12 protein-coding genes are annotated in these 23,769 nt (G+C 29.5%); 6 read left to right on the plus strand and 6 right to left on the minus strand.

The window, feature by feature from the left end; genetic code table 11:
- Positions 1-36 precede the first annotated feature (36 nt).
- The 4 genes from GIL12_RS02280 (at position 37) to GIL12_RS02295 (ending at position 3,985) form a co-directional block, all read left to right on the plus strand.
- A complete protein-coding gene (locus GIL12_RS02280) occupies positions 37-807 on the plus strand; it encodes an IclR family transcriptional regulator (protein WP_163468708.1) in 771 nt (256 codons plus the stop codon).
- A 178-nt stretch (positions 808-985) separates the two neighbouring features.
- Positions 986-1,621, plus strand: a complete 636-nt coding sequence (locus GIL12_RS02285; RefSeq protein WP_163468710.1) for a bifunctional 2-keto-4-hydroxyglutarate aldolase/2-keto-3-deoxy-6-phosphogluconate aldolase — start codon at positions 986-988, stop codon at positions 1,619-1,621.
- A gap of 14 nt (positions 1,622-1,635) precedes the next feature.
- Positions 1,636-2,667, plus strand: a complete 1,032-nt coding sequence (locus GIL12_RS02290; protein ID WP_163468712.1) for a sugar kinase — start codon at positions 1,636-1,638, stop codon at positions 2,665-2,667.
- 295 nt (positions 2,668-2,962) lie between these two features.
- Positions 2,963-3,985: a hypothetical protein gene (locus GIL12_RS02295; protein WP_163468714.1), complete on the plus strand. Its 1,023-nt coding sequence runs from the start codon at positions 2,963-2,965 to the stop codon at positions 3,983-3,985.
- A 64-nt stretch (positions 3,986-4,049) separates the two neighbouring features.
- Here the strand turns inward: GIL12_RS02295 and GIL12_RS02300 are convergent, their stop codons facing one another.
- The 6 genes from GIL12_RS02300 to GIL12_RS02325 form a co-directional block, all read right to left on the minus strand.
- Complete coding sequence (locus GIL12_RS02300) at positions 4,050-5,108, minus strand: NAD/NADP octopine/nopaline dehydrogenase family protein (protein WP_163468716.1); 1,059 nt, start codon at positions 5,106-5,108, stop codon at positions 4,050-4,052.
- 24 nt (positions 5,109-5,132) lie between these two features.
- Positions 5,133-6,410 carry an ATP/GTP-binding protein gene (locus tag GIL12_RS02305; protein WP_163468718.1) on the minus strand — a complete coding sequence of 426 codons (1,278 nt, stop codon included), beginning with the start codon at positions 6,408-6,410 and terminating at the stop codon, positions 5,133-5,135.
- 224 nt (positions 6,411-6,634) lie between these two features.
- Positions 6,635-7,834 carry an S-layer family protein gene (locus GIL12_RS02310; RefSeq protein ID WP_163468720.1) on the minus strand — a complete coding sequence of 400 codons (1,200 nt, stop codon included), beginning with the start codon at positions 7,832-7,834 and terminating at the stop codon, positions 6,635-6,637.
- Between the two features lie 210 nt (positions 7,835-8,044).
- Positions 8,045-8,341, minus strand: coding sequence for a hypothetical protein (locus tag GIL12_RS02315; protein WP_163468722.1), 297 nt, complete (start codon positions 8,339-8,341; stop codon positions 8,045-8,047).
- A gap of 18 nt (positions 8,342-8,359) precedes the next feature.
- Positions 8,360-10,000, minus strand: a complete 1,641-nt coding sequence (locus tag GIL12_RS02320) for a VWA domain-containing protein (protein ID WP_163468723.1) — start codon at positions 9,998-10,000, stop codon at positions 8,360-8,362.
- A gap of 8 nt (positions 10,001-10,008) precedes the next feature.
- Positions 10,009-11,073 (minus strand): AAA family ATPase, encoded by a 1,065-nt coding sequence (locus tag GIL12_RS02325; protein WP_163468725.1) that lies wholly within the window; start codon positions 11,071-11,073, stop codon positions 10,009-10,011.
- Positions 11,074-11,220: 147 nt separating this feature from the next.
- Here GIL12_RS02325 and GIL12_RS02330 point away from each other — a divergent pair, with 147 nt between their 5' ends.
- Together GIL12_RS02330 and GIL12_RS02335 are read left to right on the plus strand one after the other, a co-directional pair.
- On the plus strand, positions 11,221-12,570 hold the full coding sequence (locus tag GIL12_RS02330) for an MATE family efflux transporter (RefSeq protein WP_163468727.1): 1,350 nt from the start codon (positions 11,221-11,223) through the stop codon (positions 12,568-12,570).
- Between the two features lie 368 nt (positions 12,571-12,938).
- A partial coding sequence (locus GIL12_RS02335; RefSeq protein ID WP_163468729.1) for a DUF11 domain-containing protein occupies positions 12,939-23,769 on the plus strand: 10,831 nt, incomplete at its 3' end.

Below are 23,769 nucleotides of genomic sequence, written 5' to 3' on the forward strand. Positions count from 1 at the left end.
TAGTATAACCATTTTAGATAAAAGGAGAAAATTCATATGAAAACTTTACATAAACCAACTTCAAGAGTTATTTCAATTTTAAATTTAATCTCTGAACATCCTCAAAAATTTAGCTTATCTAATATTTCCAAAATGCTAAATATACCTAAAAGTACAATTTCTCCAATTTTAAAAACTTTGATAGAATTAGAAATTATAAAGCAACATCCTTATTTTTTAACATATTCAATTGGAGTTTCTGCTTTCCAAATTGGACAAAAATATTTAGAAAATATTACTGGTATTGATTTAATTAAATCACATATGGTTTCTGTTGTTAAAGAATGTAACGAGATATGTCAACTTGGAATTTGCCACAATAACGAAGTTGTCTACATTACAAAGGTTGACTGTGAACAGCCTGTTAAACTAATGTCTAGTATAGGAAAATCTCTTCCTCTATACTGTACAGCTTTAGGGAGAGTATTTTTAACATCTTTTTCCCATGAAGAAATTAGAACTTTATATAAAAATGGAATAAAACCCTTAACAGAAAATACTGTTAACGATGTTGAAAAACTTTTAAAAATTGTTGATAATGACTCAAAAAGAGGCTATAGCGAAGAGATAGGAGAAGTAACTTCTGATGCTAGATGTATTGCCTTCCCTCTAAAAATTAATAATAATATTTTAGCAGCAATTGGAATTAGTCTCCCTATCTTTAGATCAGATGAAAATATCATGGAAAGCATTAAAGAATCTCTTAGAAAACATTCTAAATTAATTTCACTAGAACTAGAAAATTTGGATATTAAATCTTTAGTTTAAATACACTTTTTTTTTTAAATTTTACCCTGGTTTATTTGTTTCATCTATTATACCTGTGAAAAATAATTTTTTACAAGGTTATAGTTTCACTTATGAAACTATAACCTTGTTTTATTCTTGTTTATCTTTTTATTATAGGTTATAAATATATAAACAAATAAATTATGAGGTGAAATAGATGTTAAAAAAACATGAAACTATTAACAAAATTATAGATACTGGTATTGTAGCTGTTATTAGAGGGGAAAGTATTGAAGAGGGAATTAGAATATCAAAAGCTTGTATAGATGGAGGAATTCTAGCTGTAGAAATTACTTACACTGTTCCTGGAGCTACCGAAATTATAAAAACATTAACCCAAACTTTCCCAGAGGATCAATTAATTATAGGAGCTGGAACAATTCTTGATGCCATCACAGCAAGAATAGCCATTCTTGCCGGAGCTAAATATATTGTTTCTCCTTCTTTTGATGAAGAAACTGCTAAATTATGTAATACTTATCAAATTCCATATATGCCTGGTTGTATGACTATCAACGAAATGACAAAAGCAATACAATATGGTTCTGATATTATTAAATTGTTCCCTGGAAGTGCCTTTGGTCCTTCTATTATAAAATCTATAAAAGCTCCTTTACCACAAATAAATATTATGCCCACTGGTGGAATTGACTTAAAGAATATTGATAAATGGTTTAATAATGGAGTTACTGCAGTTGGAGTAGGTGGGAAACTTGCCTCTGGTACCAGTGAATCTATTACAGAAACTGCTAAATTATTTATAAATAAAATAAAAGAAATTAGAAAAAAATAAAAAAGGAGAATATTATGTTTGATTTTAAAAATAGAAAATTTGATGTTATATCTTGTGGAGAAGTAATTATGAGACTTTCTCCACAAGAGGGTAAACTTCTTTCACAAGAAGGAAAATTAAATAGATATCTTGGTGGAGCAGAACTTAATGTTCTATCTGGAATTTCAAACCTTGGGTGTTCTACTTCATTTATTTCTAAAATACCTAGCCATGATTTAGGAATATATGCAGAAAAATCTATGAATATAAATGGTGTAAACTCTGACTATCTTGTATACGATAACACTAAAAATTCTCGACTTGCTATTTATTACTATGAATATGGATCATCACCTAGAAAACCTAATGTTGTTTATGATAGACATAACTCCTCTTTTCAGTTCCTCGACATAAAAGAAATTGATAATAATGTTTATAACCAAACAAAAATTTTTCATATAAGTGGAATTTCCCTTGGATTATGTGAAAACTCTAAAAAACTAACTAAAGATTTAATAAAAAAATTTAAAGAATCAGGAGCTTTAATATCATTTGACATAAATTTTAGAAGAAATCTTTGGGCAAGTGAAGAAAATGCAAAGGAAGAAATTTTAAAAATTATTCCATATATTGATATACTTTTTGCCTCTGAAGAAACTCTTAGAAAAATGTTTGGACAAGTTGGTACAATGAAAAAAATAATGAAAAATTTTTCTAAAGAATATAATATACCTTTAATTATATCTAGCCAAAGAACTATTAATTCTCCGAAATCTCATAATTTTACTTCTACTATATATAGTGAAAAAAATAATGAATATTATTTTGAAGCTCCCTACAATAATATAGATGTAATTGATAGAATTGGAAGTGGAGATGCTTTTGTTTCTGGAATACTATTTGGACTTATAAAATATAACAACATTCAAAAATCATTGAAATTTGGAAATGCTCTAGGTTCTTTAAAGAATACAGTGTTTGGAGATTCTTCTTGTTTCTCATTAAAGCTTGTGGAAAATATAATAAATGACCATGAAAATGGTTCTGACTGTGAAATGAATAGATAGTTTATTTTTAAAAATTTTAAACTTTTTTTAAACTTTTTACGTCTTATATAACTCCCATTTTTAGAGACTTCCATATATTTTCGTTAACTACAATCAAACAAAAAGCACTATATCCCACCACAAGTTAATTGACAAGGTTATAAAAAGGGAGTATACTCAAATTATAAACGCTTTGTTGTTAAATTGTTTGTTTTTAATTTTCAAAAGGGGGAATTATTATGAAAAAATTAACACTTTTATTTGTTGCTTTAGTAGCTGCATCTGCAGCTTATGCTAAAGAAGTTATGCTATAGAAATGGCACCAAAATTAAAGGTTGAATCTATGGGGGCCTTTGTAGATTACTATAACTTAGATGCTGATGTTGACGCTACCACTAATAATAATTATTATCAGTTAATGGCAACAAGAATAGCTGCACCCAGCACTAGTGAAACTGAAAATATACTTGACAGTGATTTAGACAGAGTGGAATATGGAATTACAACTAGATTATCCTATGGACCTGAATGGACTTTTAATATATTAGCAACTTCCACTTCTATTGACGGGCTTGGAGACGTATTAGAAGATATTGATGGACCTTCTGGAATTACAAATGATTTTTCTTCTTATTCTTCTAAACTTCAAGTTGAAGCTTGGAGACATTATGACAATTATTCAATTGGAGCAAAATGGGCCCATGGTAATAATTTAAATGACTTTGAATTCTTTACTACATTGGTAGGAGATGCTTGGAGACAAGATGTATTCTCATTAAGAGGTAACTACCACTATCCTCTAATGGATGGAGTTCTATGTGGTTGGGCAGATTTAAAATACGGTATTATTAATGATACACTTACATCTTTGGAATTATCAGTAGAAGGTGCAGAAAGCGATCCTGAATACTATGAAATTGAAGGTATGCCATTAGCATATAAATACGGTCCAGTTACTTTTGGATACTATATGAAATACAGAGAATTTACTAATTTCTATGATACTGAAATGACAGAACAACAACTTAGATTATCAGCTAATCTATATCAAAATGAAAAAATGTCTGTTTATGGTGAATATAGATATGGTTTAAAAATGGAAGTTAAAGGAGACTTAGCAGAAAGCTACTTTGATGATGATAAAGTTCTTAGTTCTGGAGACAGACAACAATTTGTCCTTGGAGCAAATTATTTACTTAGTGAAAATTTAATATTAAATGGTGAAATATCTTATCAAATTCTAAAATATGATGTGGATCTTGTTGATGATGATTATACTAGTTTAGATGGAGACTTTAAAGAAACTAAAGTTGGAGTTGCCCTAACTTACTTATTCTAAATATAAATTAAATACAAAAAATAGGCAGGTACTGTACGTACCTGCCTATTTCAATTAAAGTTTATTACATTTGTAATTCTTCCACACCTAATCTTTCTAAAGTTCTTCCTACTTTTCTATACTCTTTTCCCATAAAAGTATTGGCTAAATCAATTAAACTAGTTGTTATTGGTGTTTCTATTTTTAAAAGTTTTCCTATACTCTCCATTAGCACAAGTCCCTCTGGAACATCCTCTGTTATAAACCTAGAATTTGGTATATTAGGTCCATCAGGGGAAGAATTATTAGCATATTTTACGAATATTTCTTTAGAATCAATATTTAAGTCTTCTGAATTTCTAAAACAACAAGCATCTAAATATGATATAGGTGCAAAATTCATTTTAGATAAAATATCCTTTTTTTCTTGATCTAGCCCTTCCACTAACTTCCATACAGTTGGGGTAAACACCTCTCTATACATTGAATACTCTCCCTTTGAATATTCTATTCTAGGGATGGACATAAGTCCTCCTATTGTATGAACTATTAAGTTTGGATTATGCAAGGCTGTTTCTATAATATTTTCTCTACAGAAATAATTGTAACCGAAGCCTTTTAATTGTTCTGATATTTTTTCAGTTCTATCACTTGGAAAAACTGCTATTGGATTTCTAACATTTTCAAATAAAACACGTACAACTCCTGGGGAAACTATTCTACAATCAATTGTTGAACTTTCACATTCTACAAAGGTACATTTATTAAAATTTTCTCCCATGTATTTTTTAAATAAATATGTTGATAAATACCCTGGTAACATCATTATTGTTTGATCCTTTAAAAATGGAACTAACTTCTTTATTAGTTCTTCGTGATATATTGTTTGAATAGTTATAATAATAATATCCACATCTTTAATTCCCGCTTCAATATCCTTTGTTACTAAATTAATTAGGGCTATTTTTTCTTTTCCAGTTTCTGTTATCATTTTTATTTCTCTTGTTTTTAAAATTTTACTAAAGTTTTCATTGTGTATTGGATTTCCTGAAGTTTTAACAAGGTTAACCTTGTTTCCCTTAAGTGTTAAGTCTGCTGCCAATGTGTTTCCTACGTTTCCTGTTCCTAAAATAGCTATGTTCATAATTATTACTCCTTTTGGTTTCATTTAATAAAAGAAAGATTCTAAAGAGTTGTTACTGAAACTAGGAACTCGGCTATATTTACCATTAATATAATTTTTTCTAATATTTTCATCCTTTCTAATTCCCTTAATACTTCCTAGAGAATAGAGTGTTGACATAAATTCTGTTTCCCTTGTTCTTTCTAAAAACCATATCTGATCTTTTCTTAAAATATTAAAATTCAGCAAATTAATATCCTGAGTTGAAAAAATTATTTGAGCTCCCTTACTATTGATTTTCCTATTTAAAAACAAGCTAAGTATCTTTTCCCCTATAATTGGGTATAATGTAGTTTCTAATTCATCTAATAATAAAACACCTCCATCTTTTAAAATTTTTATTATTGGGATCAAAATTTTAACTATTTTTTGAACCCCGTGGGACTCCTCTACAAAATCTAATGTCATTCCATTGGAATAAACAGTTTTTAGTTTAAGTAAGTTACTTTCCTTTTGCTTCATATATATTTTTAGTTCCCTTGGGATATCTAGAGAAAGTTCCTCTAATAATATTTTATTTTTTTCTCCCTTGGAAACAATATCAACTATTCCAGGATTTATTTCTTCAAATATTCCTAAAAATAGATTTTTAATTTCTTTATTGTTTTCTATTAACTTAGCAGGTGAAGAAAGATCCTCAAGTTGGCTTCCCCTGTTTCCATTTGTGCATAGGTTCTTTTTAAAAAACATATAGGGACCTATTACCCTAGATATATCTGTCCACTGGGCAAGCACAGAAAAAAACAATCTGTTCTTTAAACATTTTCCCTCTATTGAAGAAAATAATCCCTTTTTTTCCTTGCTGTACTCATATTCATACTTATTTTTTTCAACGCTAAAGGTTCTATGAAAAATTTTAGCCTGTCTTCCCTTTGGTGATTCATAAAGGTATTCTGTTAAAACTCTTTCCTTGTTTAACTTTAAATAATATAAATATTTAATTCCTGAAGATAAAAATACAATTTTAAAAGTTGTTGCCTTATCTCCTAGTAACTTAAATGGAAGTAAAGGAAATTCATCTCCCACCTGAAAGGTAGCTGAAGTTATTATTAGCTTCTTCAACATATTTATTGACTTTATTAGATTAGTTTTTCCTGAGGCATTTGCCCCGTACAGAACAGCTACTGGAGAAAGATTTAACTTCCCATTGATTTCTATTAAATTTCCCCTTAATCCTTTTTCCTTTGTGCTCTCCATGGAAAACTCAACTTTCTTCCCAAAGGAATATAAATTTTCCACACTAAAATAATTTAACTGATCCACAACCCTCTCCTTTTTTTGTTTTAATATATCATCCATCGCTCTATTATAACATTTAAATAAAAAAAAGTAAAATTAACAAGCAATCTTACCTTTTTTACTTATCATATTTAACATATTTTTCTCAAATTTAATGTTTAAATTTATGATTTTATATTTTTAAATAAGGTATAAAATAAAAAGATTCCCCTAGTCTACCAGGGGAATCAATATTACTTAATTTTATTTTAATTTCCTAATTTAAATTTGTAAACTGCACCAACTCCAGCTGCATAATCATTTCCAGATCCTGTAGTTAAAGAATATTTAGCATTTACATTTAAATTTTCTGTAGGTGCATAAGCAACCCCAACTGCTACTGCTTGACTATTTCCATAGTATCCAGTACCAACACCAAAGGCCATTTCTCCCTCTTCAACATTTTTAAAGTCTATTGCATCCATTGCTGCAAGTAAAGACATTCCTTGATTTAATTTTTCATCAAGATTATTAAGTTGATTTCCTAGAGAAGTTATACCTGATGCATTTGTTGCTACACCTGTTGTATTTGCTCCTATTGCTGTATCTTGAACTGCATCTGCTGCTATTCTGTCATTTGTTTCTGTTGTTATTGCTGTTGCATTTGTTGCTATTGCTCCTGTATTTGTTGATATATTAGTTTGATTTGTTGCTATTGCTGTGCCATTGGCTGCTACACCTGATGTATTTGCTGCTATACCTGTTGTATTAGTTGCTATGTCTGTTGCATTATTTCCTATATCTGTTGTATTATTTGCTATGTCTGTTGCATTATTTCCTATATCTGTTGTATTATTTCCTATATCTGCTGCATTATTTCCTATATCTGCTGTATTATTTCCTATATCTGTTGTATTATTTGCTATGTCTGTTGCATTAGTTCCTATATCTGTTGCATTATTTGCTATGTCTGTTGCATTATTTCCTATATCTGTTGTATTAGTTCCTATGTCTGCTGCATTATTTCCTATATCTGTTGTATTATTTGCTATGTCTGTTGCATTAGTTCCTATATCTGTTGTATTAGTTCCTATATCTGTTGTATTAGTTCCTATATTTGTTGAATTTGTTGTAATTAATCCTGTGTTTGCTGTTATTAATCCTGTGTTTGCTGTTATTAATCCAGTATTTGCTGTTATTTCAGCTGTATTTGCTGTTATTAACCCAGTTTCTGCTGTTATTGCCGCTGTATTTGCATTGATTGCTGCTCCATTAGCGTTTATATCCACTGCTACTTCAGCAGCTACATCTATTAATCCTGTAACTCCAGTATAATCTGCATCAGTTACTCCAGCACCAAAAGCTGCTGTTCCTATTATCAAAAAGGAAACAACTGCACTTAGAGTTAATTTAACTCTACCCTTCAAAGAACTTTTTAATAATTTTTCCGTATTTCTTAAATCATTCATAAAAATCATCTCCATTTAATTTATTTAATCTATACAAATATTAACGATAATAAATTGTATAGGTTATATGCTTATTAATTGTCACTGATATTTATATACAAAAAGCCAGCTACACTTATTTCAGTATAACTGGCCCTTTGGCACTGAGGTATTATTTTTTATTTCATAACCTAATCATACCCCACGATTGTTAATAAGTCAAATTATTTTTTATCTCTTTAAACAGTTGAAATTGTTATCTTCTAAGATTAAATAGATCTTTTCTAAAACTTCAGAATTTAATTCATTAAAGGCTAGAGCCCCTTCCTCTATGAAGATATTTTCAGCAAATTTTCTTGTTAATTCACATTTGAAAAGTTCAACAACTATTTTCTCTAAACTTTCCTTATCTGCACATTCTTTAAATAATTCCATATTAAATACTACATTTTTTTTAAGTCTCTTATTTTCAAGTTCTGTTTCCATAGCTATTCTTTCTTTACTATTTAAAAATCCACCAGAAACCATATCTTCTCACTTTCCTTCCTATATTCTTACAACTTCATCACTAAAACCATCTTCACTATAATTTCCAGGTACTGTGATAACTGTGTAAATATTAAACTGTAAAGCTTCCTTCTTGCTTTGTATATATTCCTTACAATCTTCATCTATAACACAAGCTCCATCAGAAACCATAAATATATCTGCCTTTTTATACTTACCTGATTCTTCTAATATTTCAATACTTCTTTTTAAAGGTTCTTCAAAATCTGTGCTCACTCCAAATCCCTCATTTAAAAATTTCAAGGTTTTCTTTATGTCATCTCCACATTTATGTTCCTTTTCCTTTACTTCCCCTTTTCCACCAAATATTAATATATAAAGGTTTCTATTTTCTTCCTTTAAATAATCTATAGTGGCTAGGGCCAAAGCCTTTGCCTTTCTCATACTTTTCCCAAACATACTTCCAGAAGTATCAAGAAGCATTATAACTGGTCCATTTTCTATTTTTGGAGATTTTTTTCTTTTTTCATCATCCCCTGAAATTTCATAGCTTAACAAACTTTTTTCAAAATATTTAGCGTAAAATAAATATTCCAAATCCTCATCCACTAAGTTAACAACTTCATTTGGAAGAACCCTTGTAATATTATCATTTTTTTCTATTCCATATACCTCGTCATTTAAGTCATAAACCTTAACTTTTTCAAGGGTATTTGTTGTCTCTTCCTTACTTATAAATTCTCTTCCTAGTTTTTCTATCATATTTTTTAATTCTTCATTGTGCTTCATTTCATATACAACAGCTTCTAAATTCAAAAGGTTAAGTCTTTTAGAATCATTTGAACTAAAGCTTGTTCCTAGATCTTCCCCTACCTCTTGAAGCTCATCATATTCCTCTTCTATCATATCAAAGGAAGCTAGTATTGAATCTGCCTTTATTAGCACAACTTCAGGAATGGATTCATCTCTAATTTCATTTAAGTAAGACATTATAACTTCCCTTTGTATTCTAATACTTTGAAGGGTGTTTTCATTTAATTGCATATTGGAATATTCCTTTAAATCCAAGTTTATATTTGGTTCAGGAATCATTTTGAACTTATTTTTATAGTCCCAAAGCAGCCATTTAGTCACTCCTAATTTGTCCCTTGCCTCTTTTCTTAAATTATTTAAAAATATATCTTCCTTTTCAATTAAATATTCATTTTTTATTACAAATTCCCTGTATACCTCTTCATCTTCATATTCAATAACAACATTATATTTCAAAGGCACATCCATTAAATTAATTTTTTTATCTCCACTACTATCCACATAGGCTAAAACTTTTTGTACAAATTCATGGGAATTTTTAAAATTATAGTTATATAGGTCAATATCAAAAATATGTTTTTCAGCACCTTTGGCTAGATTATCACTTCCAATAACCCCATCCCTGTTAGCTGACATGTATATTCTCATATCCTTTTCATCTAATATATCATCATATTCAAAGGAAAGAATTTGGGACTTTGTTTTATTTTTATAGTGCAAAAGTATTATATTATTTTTAGTACCTATAACTCCAGAGCCTATACACTGTCCATATTTTTCAAAATATACTATACTCCCTGGAATAGGAAGAACTTTTTCTCTAAAATCCACATCTATATATTCTCTTATTTTATCAAAGGGAGTCATACTATCACCTACAGCCATATGTTATTTTTTAATATTTCAAATTGATCTTTTTTAGTTATTGGAATTTTCAATATTTCATCACTTTGAATTCCCAATTTTTCCCATATTTCATTTGATATTTCTTTTCTATAATTTGTTTTTTCCACAGTGTCAATATCTATTTTCCCAACAATTGCATTTATTTTTTCAATTAATACTTCCTTGTCCCTAGGATCATTCCACAACATATGTATTAATATGTACATGTCACTTACATCAACTGATAATCTGTCATTTGTATAAGCTGATACCTTTAATATTTTCACCATTTTTTTCAGTCTTCTATCAGATATTTTTAAACTTTCAAGCTCATCTTCATTATTGTTTATTTCTTTTCTTATGTCTCCAATTGCAACTAATATTTCCCTTGGAATGTATACTTTTTTTATTTCTTCTTTAATTGAAGTAAGTACATTAACATCTATTTTCAAATCAATTGGAACTTGAAAATTTTCACTGTCTGATTCTAATAAAGATATAATATCAGTGTCTTCCACATAGTCCACATACATTCTTATTAAGAATCTATCATATAGAGCTGAAAGTTGAGATTCTTCTAGGGGCAATTCATTTGAAGCTCCTATTAAAAAAGCAAGGGGGGTTTTTATTTTCCTATTTCCATTATGAAATATTTTTTCATTTAATATTGTAAGAAGGGAATTTAATATTGAAGAGTTAGCCTTGAATATTGAAGAGTTAGCCTTGAATATTTCATCTAAAAAGGCTACCTTGGAACTTGGTAAATATCCTTGAATCTTCCTTATATAATTACCCTTTTTTAAATCCTCTATTGATAGGGGCCCAAATATTTCCTCAGGAGTTGAAAATTTTGTTAATAAATATTCAAAATAGTCCTCTTCCTTTAAAATTTTAGACATTCTTCTTCCCACTTCACTTTTGGCAGTTCCTGGTGGTCCAATAAGGATTATGTTCTCCCCTGCTAACATAGTTAGTAGAGATATTTTAAGCACCTCTTCCTTTCCAACTAAACCTTTATTTAATACCTGTAATAAGTTTTTTAATTTTTCTTTCATTTCATCCTCCATTCTTTTATACTGCCTATTATCTCACATATATTATTTTTTGTAAACATTACAAATAAGTATTGACTTATAAGTCAATTTTAAGTATACTAATTTAGGTATAATGAGATATAATAAATAGAAGCTAAGGAGAGATAAATGGATTACAATTTCACAGAAGGAAGCATTTCAAAAAAATTAATTAGGTTCACACTGCCAATACTTGCAACTTTAATTTTACAAATTTTATATGGAGCTGTGGATTTACTTATAGTTGGTAACTTTGCCTCACCTGGAGATGTGTCTGCTGTAAGTACTGGAGCACAGTTTATGTCAGCTTTTATTAATCTAATAGCTGGTTTAGCCACAGGTACAACTATTTTAATTGCTCACAAAATAGGTGCTAAGGAAAATAAAGACATAGGAAAAATAATAGGAGCTGGAATTTATATATTTATGATAATAGGTGTACTTTTAACACTTATTATTGGTTTAAATGGAGATTTTTTTGCGTCATTAATTAACGCACCACCTGAAGCCTTTCATAAAACCTCAAGCTATATTTCAACTTTAGGTTATGGATCTTGTTTCCTTGTGGCATATAATATTTTAGGTTCAATATTTAGAGGGCTTGGAGATTCTAAAACACCACTGTATACTGTTATTCTTGCAACTATTATAAATATTGTTCTAGATTTAATCTTTGTTAGAAACTCTCATATGGGAGCATTTGGAGCTGCCCTTGCCACTGTAATTGCTCAATTTGCATCTGTAGTTTTTTCTTTAATTATTATTGTAAGAATGAAAAGAAACTTTAAATTTTCAATGGGTTATATATGCTACAACAAAAAATATACAAAGTCCACAATTACAATAGGACTTCCTGTTGCAGTTAATGCATTTTTAGTTTCCCTATCCTTTACTTTTATACTAGGAATAGTTAATAGATTTGGTGTAATTGTATCAGCTGGTGTTGGTGTAACTGAAAGACTTATAGGATTTTTAATGCTGGTACCCCTTGCCTTTGGTCAAACAATGGCTACCTTTGTAGCTCAAAATGTTGGAGCAAGAAAACATGAAAGAGCTAAAAAGGGGCTGATAACTGCCATATATATTTCCATGGTTGCAGCTTTTTCCATGATAATTGTTTCCCTATTATTTGGAAAGGAAATGCTAGGTGTATTCTCTAAAAATGAAGAAATACTTGTACCTGCCTTTGAATATTTAAAATCATATTGTTTTGATATATTCTTCACTGTATTCCTATTTACTTCAATTGGATACTTTAATGGTTATGGGAAAACTAAATTTACAATGATATCAGGTTTAATGGGAGCTCTGCTTGTTAGAATTCCCCTTTCATATTTATTTTCAACAGTTTCCCCAGTTTCAATATTTTTAATTGGTCTTGGAACACCTATAGGAACTTTATTTCAACTTATACTTAGTTTCTTCTACTACAAACATCTTCAAAAAAGCATCGGGAAAAAGCAAACCTTTACACTATAAATAAGCTAAACTTAAGAAAATGTAATAATTTAACTACTAAACAATATTATTATCTTTTGAATTTAGCAAAAATATATAGAATAATTATGAGATAAAGCATCATATCCTTTCTTTTAGTGTTACAACTTAATTGTAAGGGATTTTGCATTTGTCTCATTTTTTTTTGCAAAAGGTTTATTTTATTGTATAGAGAAAAGCAGAAAAATATATCCATTCATTATTTTAAAAAATATTTTTTCTAGAATCATTATATATTTTATTTCTTTAAAAGTCAGAAATCCTTTGATTTATATACAATAATGTTGTATAATAAAACTCGCTCCAAAATAGTAAAGATTACAAATTGTACAACATAAAACAAGGGGGGAATGGTTATCAATACAAAAATCAGTAAAAGGTTAGTAAAAAAAATTCTTAGTTTAGGTTTATTTTTATTGGTTGGCTTAAATATTTTTGCTACTAATGGTGTTGCTACTTTAAATAGAAGTACTAAAACAACTAATTATGTGAATGGGAATTATGTGGAATATACTTTAGAACTGAAAAATACCACGAGCACAAAGCAAGAAAATTTAACTTTAAAGGACACTTTTTTTAATTCAAGTGGAATAGAAGATATTTCAATTGAAGTGTTGGAAAGTAAAGGTGAAGGAACTTCAATAGATGTATCAGGGGCATTAACTGAGGGAAGTGATTTGGAAATTTCAGGAATTACATTAGGGTATACTCCAGAAGTTACAGATGATAGGTCTGTTACAACAGCTGAAGAAAATGGATATATAAAATTAAAAATAAAAGGAAAGATAAAAGATGCCTTTACAGATAATATAGTAAGTTATGGAGAATTATCAAATGATTCAGGTGTATTATATAAAACAGCTGATTCAACGTTGACTCCAGCATCTTCAAATGTATCTATCACAAAATCAACAACAAATATAGGTAACTATTTACCAGGTGATGAAATAGAATATAATATCACTGTAACTAATAGTGGTGAAGGATATGCCTATGGATATAATTTATTAGATGATTTAAGTGAAGTAAAGACAGCATTAGCAAATGATAGTACAGGTTCTATAGCTGATTCAAGTGATATAACTTCAGGAAGTGCATTTGATTCAGGAACTATTACCCTTGTTAGCAAAGGCAGCAATTCAGGATCTAAGTATACAGTTGGAACTTCTCAAAATTCATTAAGTTTAGACGATAATATATATATAGCTCCAGGGGAAAGCTTAACTTATAACATTAAAAGAACAACAAATAAATCTGCCATTGGTGAAATAGAAAATGTTGCAACTATTAGCAATGGAACAGATACTAAAACAAGTGAAACAATTAAAGTATCTCCAGAAGAGTTAAATACTTCAGATGTAACTATAGAAAAAACAGTTGCAGTAACTGAGTACGAACCAGGGCAAGATGTTACTTATACAATTACAGTAAAAAATAATGATAGTGATAAATTTGTAAATAACTATAATATTACAGATAATATAAGTGATATTTTAACTACTCAAGCTGATGGAACAAATGGACAGGCTTTTAGTAGTTGGACTTTAAATGTAGTGTCTCCAACAACTTCAAATGATGGAACAAAGGTTGGAACTGCAATTTCAGGAACATCAACAACAAGTGATATAGATATAAATGTTGATATGGCTCCAGGGGAAGAAATAACATATGAGTTAGTAGCTAAAGTTTCAGATACTTCAGTTGGAACAATTTTAGATAATAGCGCCTCAAATAATGTTGTTGAAAGTGGAAATGGAATAAAATCTAAATCTCCAAATGTATCTATAACAAAAACAACAACAAATAAAGAAAAATATTTACCAGGTAATGAAATAGAATATAACATCACTGTAACTAATAGTGGTGAAGGATATGCCTATGGATATAATTTATTAGATGATTTAAGTGCAGTAAACACAACATTAGCAAATGATAGTACAGGTTCTATAGCTGATTCAAGTGATATAACTTCAGGAAGTGCATTTGATTCAGGAACTATTACCCTTATTAGCAAAGGCAGCAATTCAGGATCTAAGTATACAGTTGGAAATTCTCAAAGTTCATTAAGTTTAGATGATAATATATATATAGCTCCAGGGGAAAGCTTAACTTATAATATTAAAGGAATAACAAATAAATCTGCCATTGGTGAAATAGAAAATGTTGCAACTATTAGCAATGGAACAGATGATAAAACAAGCGAAACAATTAAAGTATCTCCAGAAGAGTTAAATACTTCAGATGTAACTATAGAAAAAACAGTTTCAGTAACTGAGTACGAACCAGGGCAAGATGTTACTTATACAATTACAGTAAAAAATAATGATAGTGATAAATTTGTAAATAACTATAATATTACAGATAATATAAGTGATATTTTAACTACCCAAGCTGATGGAACACAAGGCCCAGCTTTTAGTAGTTGGACTTTAAATGTGGTATCTCCAACAAGTTCAAATGATGGAACAAAGGTTGGAACTACAATTTCAGGAACATCAACAACAAGTGATATAGATATAAATGTTGATATGGCTCCAGGGGAAGAAATAACATATGAGTTAGTAGCTAAAGTTTCAGATACTTCAGTTGGAACAATTTTAGATGGTAGCGCATCAGATAATGTTGTTGAAAGTGGAAATGGAATAAAGTCTTATCCATCTCAACTAGCTATAAGTAAAACAGTTAATGAAACAGAATATAGTCCAAATTCTATATTAACTTATCAAATAATCATTGAAAATAAAGGAAATGGTTATGATACAGATGTAAAAGTTAAAGATTTATTAAGCAGTATTATGGATGAAGAAGGAAATGGCTCAAATAATGCATTTAAATCTTGGTCAATAACTTCAGAATTTGAATCTTTAGATGCTGCCACTGGAGGAACTCCAAGTGGAGATTCTGGAATAACTTCAGAATCATTAGTAGACACAGATTTAGATGTTATAGCTCAAATAGGAGCAAGAACTAAGTTAGTTTATACAATAAAAGCTACTGTTAGTGGAACAGTTTTTGGAAAAATAGTAAATACAGCTAGTATTGATGATAAGCTTTACTCAGACAAAGGATGTTTTCCAATAGATCCAGATATAACTACCACACTTACAAGTGATTATCCAAGTTATCCTAAATCAACTGATGATTTATCAAATTCATTTGATATAACTTATACATTAACAGTTTCAAATGATGAAAATGCAGGATTTGCTAAGGATGTTCAAATAACAGATCTATTAAGTGACATCTCAACTACAGCTTTAAATGGAGATGAAATATCAAATTTATTTGAAAGTTTTAATATAATAGCTACTACTTCAGATGATGATACTAAAATAACTAGTGGTGGGACCTATACCTCAGGTATTAATGACACTGTAGATATTACAGCAGGAGGTAATGTTAAATATACTATTACAGCAAAGGTAAAAAGAGACCCAAGCAATAATATAATTCCATATGAAGAGATAGTAAATACTGCAACAGTAACTCCAAAGGATAAAGATGGAAATGATATGTCTACTATAAATTTATCTTCTACAACAAGTAAAGAACTTCCAGCTTTAAAAATAACAAAGTCCACTTCAAATATGACTTATTTGCCAGGTGGAGAAATCACATATTTTTTAACAATTGAAAATACTGGGGAAGGTTATGCCAATAATGCTATTGTATCAGACACATTATCAACTAACTTTAGTTCATGGACTATAAAAAAAATAGTTCCTGATACTTTTATTGGAACTAATGCAGATGTTAATGGTGACGTTTTAGATAATAATGATATAAGTGCAACAGCTGATATAGCTCCAGGAGAAACTGTTCAATACAAAATAGTAGGAATAGCAAAGTCTGACCTTACAAATAATTTTATTTTAAATGTGGGAACAGTGGAAGATACTCAAAGGGGGAACCTTTATGAATCTTCAGTTAAATTAATGGAAATTACAGATTTAGGATTCTATATTACAAAGGAAGCAGAGGAATATTCCTATGCTCCAGGGGGAGAAATAAATTATACAGTTACACTTTATAATACAACATCTGAAGTTCTTAATTTTGGAGATTTAGACTATAAATTTATAGATAAATTTTCTGAAATTGATACTAATTTAGCAAATGATAAAGGTGGAACAACAACAGATACAACAGGGTCTCCTTTTAAAAAGTTATTTGTTTCAGTAAATGATGGAACTGAAGTAGAAATAACAGATGTTAATTCAGATTATGAGGATGAACCAACTTTATCACCAGGAGTAGTTGAATCAGGGAACTTAATTACACCTAAAGCATATACTTATAAATTTAGAGGAGTGTTAAAGGATAATATACTTTCAGATGAAATAAAAAATGAAGCAGTTGTGGAAGATTCAAGTGGGGCAGAGATGGTAATTGCTTCACATGAAATAGATGGAAGTAACAGTGGCTCTTACACAAGAAAAGTAAGTGAATCTAAGTATACACCAGGTGATGAAATAACATACACATTTATAGCTACGGGAGTTGATGGGTATTTAAACGATTATCATGTAAATGAAGATATAAAAAATATTCAAGTTGAATTATTAGATGGAACTACAGGAAATCCATTTTCAACAGGTACTGGAGACCCACAATTTACAGTAAAAAGATATATAAATGATGTTTTAGATGATGATCCTAATTCCAGTGGAACTGTAACTAGTTCAGTGTCAGATAATGAAAATATAGATCAAATTATAGATGTATCTCCAGAGGATATTGTTAGATATGAAGCTACAGGTGTTATAAGGCAGGATATAGCTGGAACAATTAATTTTAACGGCTTAGTAACAGAACCCTATAGACATAACTTAGTGACAACAACAACAGTTGAAGAAGGAGATTATGTAGCAGGGGAAGAAATAACTCTAAAAACAACAATAGGAAATAATAGTAATGGTAATGCATCAAATATTTCTATAAAAGATATTATTTCTGATTTAAAAGTTGATTTATCAAATGGAACAACAGGAGATTTATTTCCAGATGGTTGGACAATAACAACAGAAACATTAGGAGATAATGGAGATCTTATAGAGGTTGGTACCTATTTAGATTCAAATGACCTTAGCACTGAAATTTGTATTCCTGTTAATTCTACTTTAATCTATAAAATTACAGGGGTGGTAAATGAATTGGCAGTGGGAACGGCTATTAATAAGGTAATTGTTGATGGAGATACAGTTTCTACAGATATAAGTAGTTTATCAGATAACCTAACTGTTACTAAAGAAATTGATTCATATTATAAAAGTGATAAAATAACAACAGTAACAGGGGGATATGTTCCAGATGGTTGGATAAAATATAAAATTTCTATAAATAATATAGGAAGTGGAATAGCAAATGACATAGTTATTTCAGATGCCCTGTCAAATATAAAAACAACAGCATATAAGGATGATGGAACTACTGAAGAAATAGCTGCTTTTTCAGAATGGGAAATTTTAAGTTATGAAAAAACAGGAAATGAAAATCAATCTGTTATTAATTTAAATAGTGGAACTGAAGCCCTAGGTAGTACTTCTTTAGAATGGGAAATGGATATTCCTTCTAAAGGTAGTATAGCTGTATATGTTTTGGCCCATGTAAGTGAAGGGGCTATAGGGGATATTAAAAATACAGTAACAGTTGACGGAAAAGATTACAGTTCAGAAACTTCAGAATCTTTAGAAGGAAAAGCTGTATTAACTAAAAAAGCTTATGAATCTGATGGGGTTACTGCTAAAAGTAAATATGCTCCAGGGGATACTGTTATTTATAAAGTTTCAGTTGAAAATACAGGAGACGGAATAATCTCTGGAACAATCAAAGATGAAATAAGTAAAATAACATCTTCTATTGAAGAGGATGGTACCAATGGAACAACTCCAGAAGGATTTAGTTTCAGTAATTTTACAGTAACAGCTAGCAAAAGCAACAGTGGTACAGATAATATAACAAAAATAGGAAGTTTTGAGTCAGAATTAACTAAAACAGATGTTGATATAAATGATGTATTAATAATTGCTCCAGGAGCAACAGTTACATTTGAAATAAAAGGTACAATAAAAGCTAATGTAATTGGGAATGTTAAAAATACAGCAGAATTTGAAAATGAATCTAAAAGTGTAACATTAAAAGAAAAATCATCAAATATATCTGTTGAAAAAAAGGTTATAAAGGTAGGAGATACAAGTATTTCAGATGGGACAGATCCTATCAATTATAATCCAGGGGATACAATTGAATATTTAATAACAATTACAAACACAGGATATGGACATAAAAACAATTTAAGATTAACAGAAAATATTGATGAAATTACTTCTGAAATAGCTGGTAGTGAGAGTACATCAACAGCCTTTGAAAGTTATACCTTTGAGATTTTAGATTCTGGGGATAGTTATATTAGAAAATACGGATTAATAACAGTAATGGATATGGCTCCAGGAAAAGAAAATGATCCAGAGGTAGTAACAATAAAAGTGACAGGAAAATTAAAAGATAATGTTATTGGGGAAATAGCTGAAAATATAGTAACTTATAATAACACAACAGCAGAAAGTGAAAAATTAGAACCTTATGATCCTAAAATAACATATTATAAATCATTTACTGATTCTTCAAAAAATGAAATTTCAGAAAAAGAATATTTTTCTCCAGAAGAAACACTTTATTATAAACTTGTAGTGGAAAATACAGGGGATGGATATGCTAATGATTTAAAGATAATCGATAAAATTTATGATTTAGCAACAAGCTATAATGATAAAGCCTTTGAAGATGGAGAGGTAACAGTTACTACAAAAATTTATAATGGAACTTCCATAACAAATGGAACTGATGATGGTAAAACTTATATTATGGGTGATATTTCAGGATCTTCTTTAATAAATTCAACAGTGGATATAGCTCCTAATTCAACTGTAGAGTTTTATATTTCTGGAAAAACAACAGCCTATGCTTTAGGTACTATTACAAATAAAGTTACAGTTACAGGGGATGGTAATCCAACTATTGAAACAGGGAAAACTGATAATGTAACAACAGAATCAAAGCCATCAAATATAGTTGGTGATAAAATAGCAGGAATAGATTCAAGTGTTAGTGATGTTTCTTATACTCCAGATGGAGATATTTCTTATAAATTGACATTTGATAATACAGGTGAAGGACCTGGAATTGTCTATATTGAAGATATAGTTTCTAATATAAAAGTTGCAGGGCCAGGAGGAAATGAGGTAGATGCTTTCCAATCAGGATATAAATTTGTTTTAAAAACTGAAAGCGGAACTGTATATTATCCATCTGATTCAACAAGTGCAATATCTTCATCTAAGACAATAAGTGGAGATTTAGATACAAGTATAAAATTAGGAGGAAATTCTTCATGTTCCTTTATTTTAACAGGTAAAGCTAGTATACAGGCAGTTGAAGCTATAAAAAATACAGCAACTTATAAAATAAATTCTGAAACAGCAACAGGAACAAATATATCAGCTACAATAAATCCAACTCCAGGAGAAGTGGAAATTACAAATACAGCAGATGTAGCTAATTACACTCCAGGAGAGCAAGTAACTTACACTTTGACAATTAAAAATACTGGAGATGGATATGCACAAAATGTAAATGTTGAAGATTTATTAAGTACTATGACAGGTGAAACATCAGGAGGTGGAGATGGTTTAGTCTTCAATTCTATAGATAATGTAATTGTAACTCATGGAACTAACAGTGCATCTATAGGAACAGGAACTACAACCAATGGATATGAAGGGGATTTTGATATAGCTCCAGGAGAAAGTATAGTAATAAAATTAACAGGAACTGTAAATGATAATATACTTGGAGAAATAAAAAATGATCCAATAGTAACATATGATGGAAATCCATTAAAAGCTCCAGTGATTTTAGAAACAGTTCTTCCTGAGTTGGATATAGTAACTAAAATATCAATAGATGGAAGTAGTTATTCACAAAATCCAACTAACTATATACCAGGTGAAAAATTATATTATGAAGTAACACTATCAAATATAGGTGAAGGTTGGGATGATAATGTAAATTTAACAAATGTAATTAATGAAATTACAGCTCTATCTTCAGATGGAACTTCACAATTAGTATTTGATGAAAGCACTATAATTATTGCTTTAGAATCTGGGGATAATGTAACATTTGATTCAAGTGCTCATAATCTAGATGCAACTATGGACATTGCTCCAGGTGAAAATATTATTTTCAAAATAGAAGGAGTTGTTAATGATAATATCATTGGAGAAATTAAGCTTGATTCTAAATATAAAGATTCAAATGGTACAACTTCTAGTAAAACTTCAAATGAAGTTTTAGCCACACAAAAAAATGAAGAGTTATCTGTAAAAGAAAGGATTAAAAATCCAGATACAGGGATATTTGATTTAGATGAGTCAAGTTATATACCAGGGGAAGATGTGGTATTTAAAATATTTATAGAGAACTCTGAAGATACATTTGCTCAAAATATAGATATAAATAACTATTTAAAATCTATGAAAGTAGAACTAGCAGATGGAAGTGATGGAGTTGCCTTTAGCAGTTGGACAATAGAAGAGTCTGATACTCCAACTAATGAAAATAGTTTAATAACTAATACAATAGAGTCAGGAAATAATTTAAATTCAACAGGAAATCTTGCTCCAAAGGATAAGTATTCATTTATAGTTACAGCAAAGGTAAATGAAAATGCAGTTGGAGAAATAGAAAACAGATCAACTTATACTTTAAATAGTGGAAGTGAAAATTATAGTAATACAATTAAATTTACTCCAGAGGAAAATGTAATAGAAATAACAAAAACAGCAGATTCTACAACTTACTATCCAAATGGAGAAATGGTATATAATGTAGTTATAGAAAATACAGGAAATTCAATTATTAATGATATAAGTTTTGAAGATGATGTTAATAAAGAACAAGTATTATTAGCAGATGGAAATAATGGCGACCAATTTGACAGTACAACTGTAACAGGTGAAGTTGTTGCAGGAGACACAACTTTAACAGGAAGTGTTCCAACTATTTCAGTGGATAATACAACAGGAAAAGTTACTTCAGATACCCTCTTTGATATTAAAGCAGGTGAAAAGATAACTTTCCAAATAAAAGTAACTGTAAATGAAAATGTCGTTGGGCAAATAAAAAATACAGCAAACTACACACTAAATGGTACAACAACAGATAGTAATGAAATAATTACAGAACCAGAGGACAATAAAATAGAAATAACAAAAACAGCAGAATCTACAACTTATTATCCAAATGGAGAAATGGTCTATAATGTAGTTATAGAAAATACAGGAAATTCAATTATTAATGATATAAGTTTTGTAGATGATGTTAATAAAGAACAAGTATTATTAGCAGATGGAAATAATGGAGATCCATTTAATAGTGCAATTGTAACTGGTGAAGTTGTTACAGGAGACACAACTTTAACAGGAAGTAATCCAACTATTTCAGCAGATAATACAACAGGAAAAGTTACTTCAACTACCTTTGATATTAAGAAAGGTGAGAAAATAACTTTCCAAATAAAAGTAACTGTAAATGAAAATGTCGTTGGGCAAATAAAAAATACAGCAAACTACACGCTAGATGGTACAACAACAGATAGTAATGAAATAATTACAGAACCAGAAGCAAATTCAATAGAAATAACAAAAACAGCAGAATCTACAACTTATTATCCAAATGGAGAAATGGTCTATAATGTAGTTATAGAAAATACAGGAAATTCAATTATTAATGATATAAGTTTTGTAGATGATGTTAATAAAGAACAAGTATTATTAGCAGATGGAAATAATGGAGATCCATTTGATAATTCAACTGTAACAGGTGAAGTTGTTACAGGAGACACAACTTTAACAGGAAGTAATCCAACTATTTCAACAAATACAACAGGAAAAATTACTTCAACTACCTTTGATATTAAGAAAGGTGAGAAAATAACTTTCCAAATAAAAGGAACTGTAAATGAAAATGTTGTGGGAGATATAAAAAATACAGCAAACTACACGCTAGATGGTGCAACAACAGATAGTAATGAAGTAACAACTGATCCAGAGGATAATAAAATAGAAATAACAAAAACAGCAGAATCTGCAACTTACTATCCAAATGGTGAAATGGTCTATAATGTAGTAATCGAAAACACAGGAAATTCAATTATTAATGATATAAGTTTTGAAGATGATGTTAATAAAGAACAAGTTTTATTAGCAGATGGAAATAATGGAGATCCATTTGATAGTTCAACTGTAACAGGTGAAGTTGTTACAGGAGACACAACTTTAACAGGAAGTAATCCAACTATTTCAGCAGATAATACAACAGGAAAAGTTACTTCAACTACCTTTGATATTAAGAAAGGTGAGAAAATAACTTTCCAAATAAAAGGAACTGTAAATGAAAATGTCGTTGGGCAAATAAAAAATACAGCAAACTACACGCTAGATGGTACAACAACAGATAGTAATGAAATAATTACAGAACCAGAAGCAAATTCAATAGAAATAACAAAAACAGCAGAATCTACAACTTATTATCCAAATGGAGAAATGGTCTATAATGTAGTTATAGAAAATACAGGAAATTCAATTATTAATGATATAAGTTTTGAAGATGATGTTAATAAAGAACAAGTTTTATTAGCAGATGGAACTGATGGAGATCCATTTGATAGTTCAACTGTAACAGGTGAAGTTGTTTCAGGAGAAACAACTATAACAACAACTCATCCAAATGTTTCAGTAAATGCAATAGGAAAAGTTACTTCAACTACCTTTGATATTAAAAAAGGTGAGAAAATAACTTTCCAAATAAAAGGAACTGTAAATGAAAATGTCGTTGGGCAAATAAAAAATACAGCAAACTACACGCTAGATGGTACAACAACAGATAGTAATGAAATAATTACAGAACCAGAAGCAAATTCAATAGAAATAACAAAAACAGCAGAATCTACAACTTATTATCCAAATGGAGAAATGGTCTATAATGTAGTTATAGAAAATACAGGAAATTCAATTATTAATGATATAAGTTTTGAAGATGATGTTAATAAAGAACAAGTATTATTAGCAGATGGAACTGATGGAGATCCATTTGATAGTACAACTGTAACAGGTGAAGTTG

This window comes from Fusobacterium sp. IOR10, from assembly GCF_010367435.1.
Taxonomy (GTDB): domain Bacteria; phylum Fusobacteriota; class Fusobacteriia; order Fusobacteriales; family Fusobacteriaceae; genus Fusobacterium_B.

Bases quoted from the DNA above. Each gene is read 5' to 3' on its own strand.
- GIL12_RS02280 (WP_163468708.1), top strand. From the start codon at position 37: ATGAAAACTTTACATAAACCAACTTCAAGAGTTATTTCAATTTTAAAT.
- GIL12_RS02285 (WP_163468710.1), top strand. From the start codon at position 986: ATGTTAAAAAAACATGAAACTATTAACAAAATTATAGATACTGGTATT.
- GIL12_RS02290 (WP_163468712.1), top strand. From the start codon at position 1,636: ATGTTTGATTTTAAAAATAGAAAATTTGATGTTATATCTTGTGGAGAA.
- GIL12_RS02295 (WP_163468714.1), top strand. From the start codon at position 2,963: ATGGCACCAAAATTAAAGGTTGAATCTATGGGGGCCTTTGTAGATTAC.
- GIL12_RS02300 (WP_163468716.1), bottom strand. From the start codon at position 5,108: ATGAACATAGCTATTTTAGGAACAGGAAACGTAGGAAACACATTGGCA.
- GIL12_RS02310 (WP_163468720.1), bottom strand. From the start codon at position 7,834: ATGAATGATTTAAGAAATACGGAAAAATTATTAAAAAGTTCTTTGAAG.
- GIL12_RS02315 (WP_163468722.1), bottom strand. From the start codon at position 8,341: ATGGTTTCTGGTGGATTTTTAAATAGTAAAGAAAGAATAGCTATGGAA.
- GIL12_RS02320 (WP_163468723.1), bottom strand. From the start codon at position 10,000: ATGACTCCCTTTGATAAAATAAGAGAATATATAGATGTGGATTTTAGA.
- GIL12_RS02325 (WP_163468725.1), bottom strand. From the start codon at position 11,073: ATGAAAGAAAAATTAAAAAACTTATTACAGGTATTAAATAAAGGTTTA.
- GIL12_RS02330 (WP_163468727.1), top strand. From the start codon at position 11,221: ATGGATTACAATTTCACAGAAGGAAGCATTTCAAAAAAATTAATTAGG.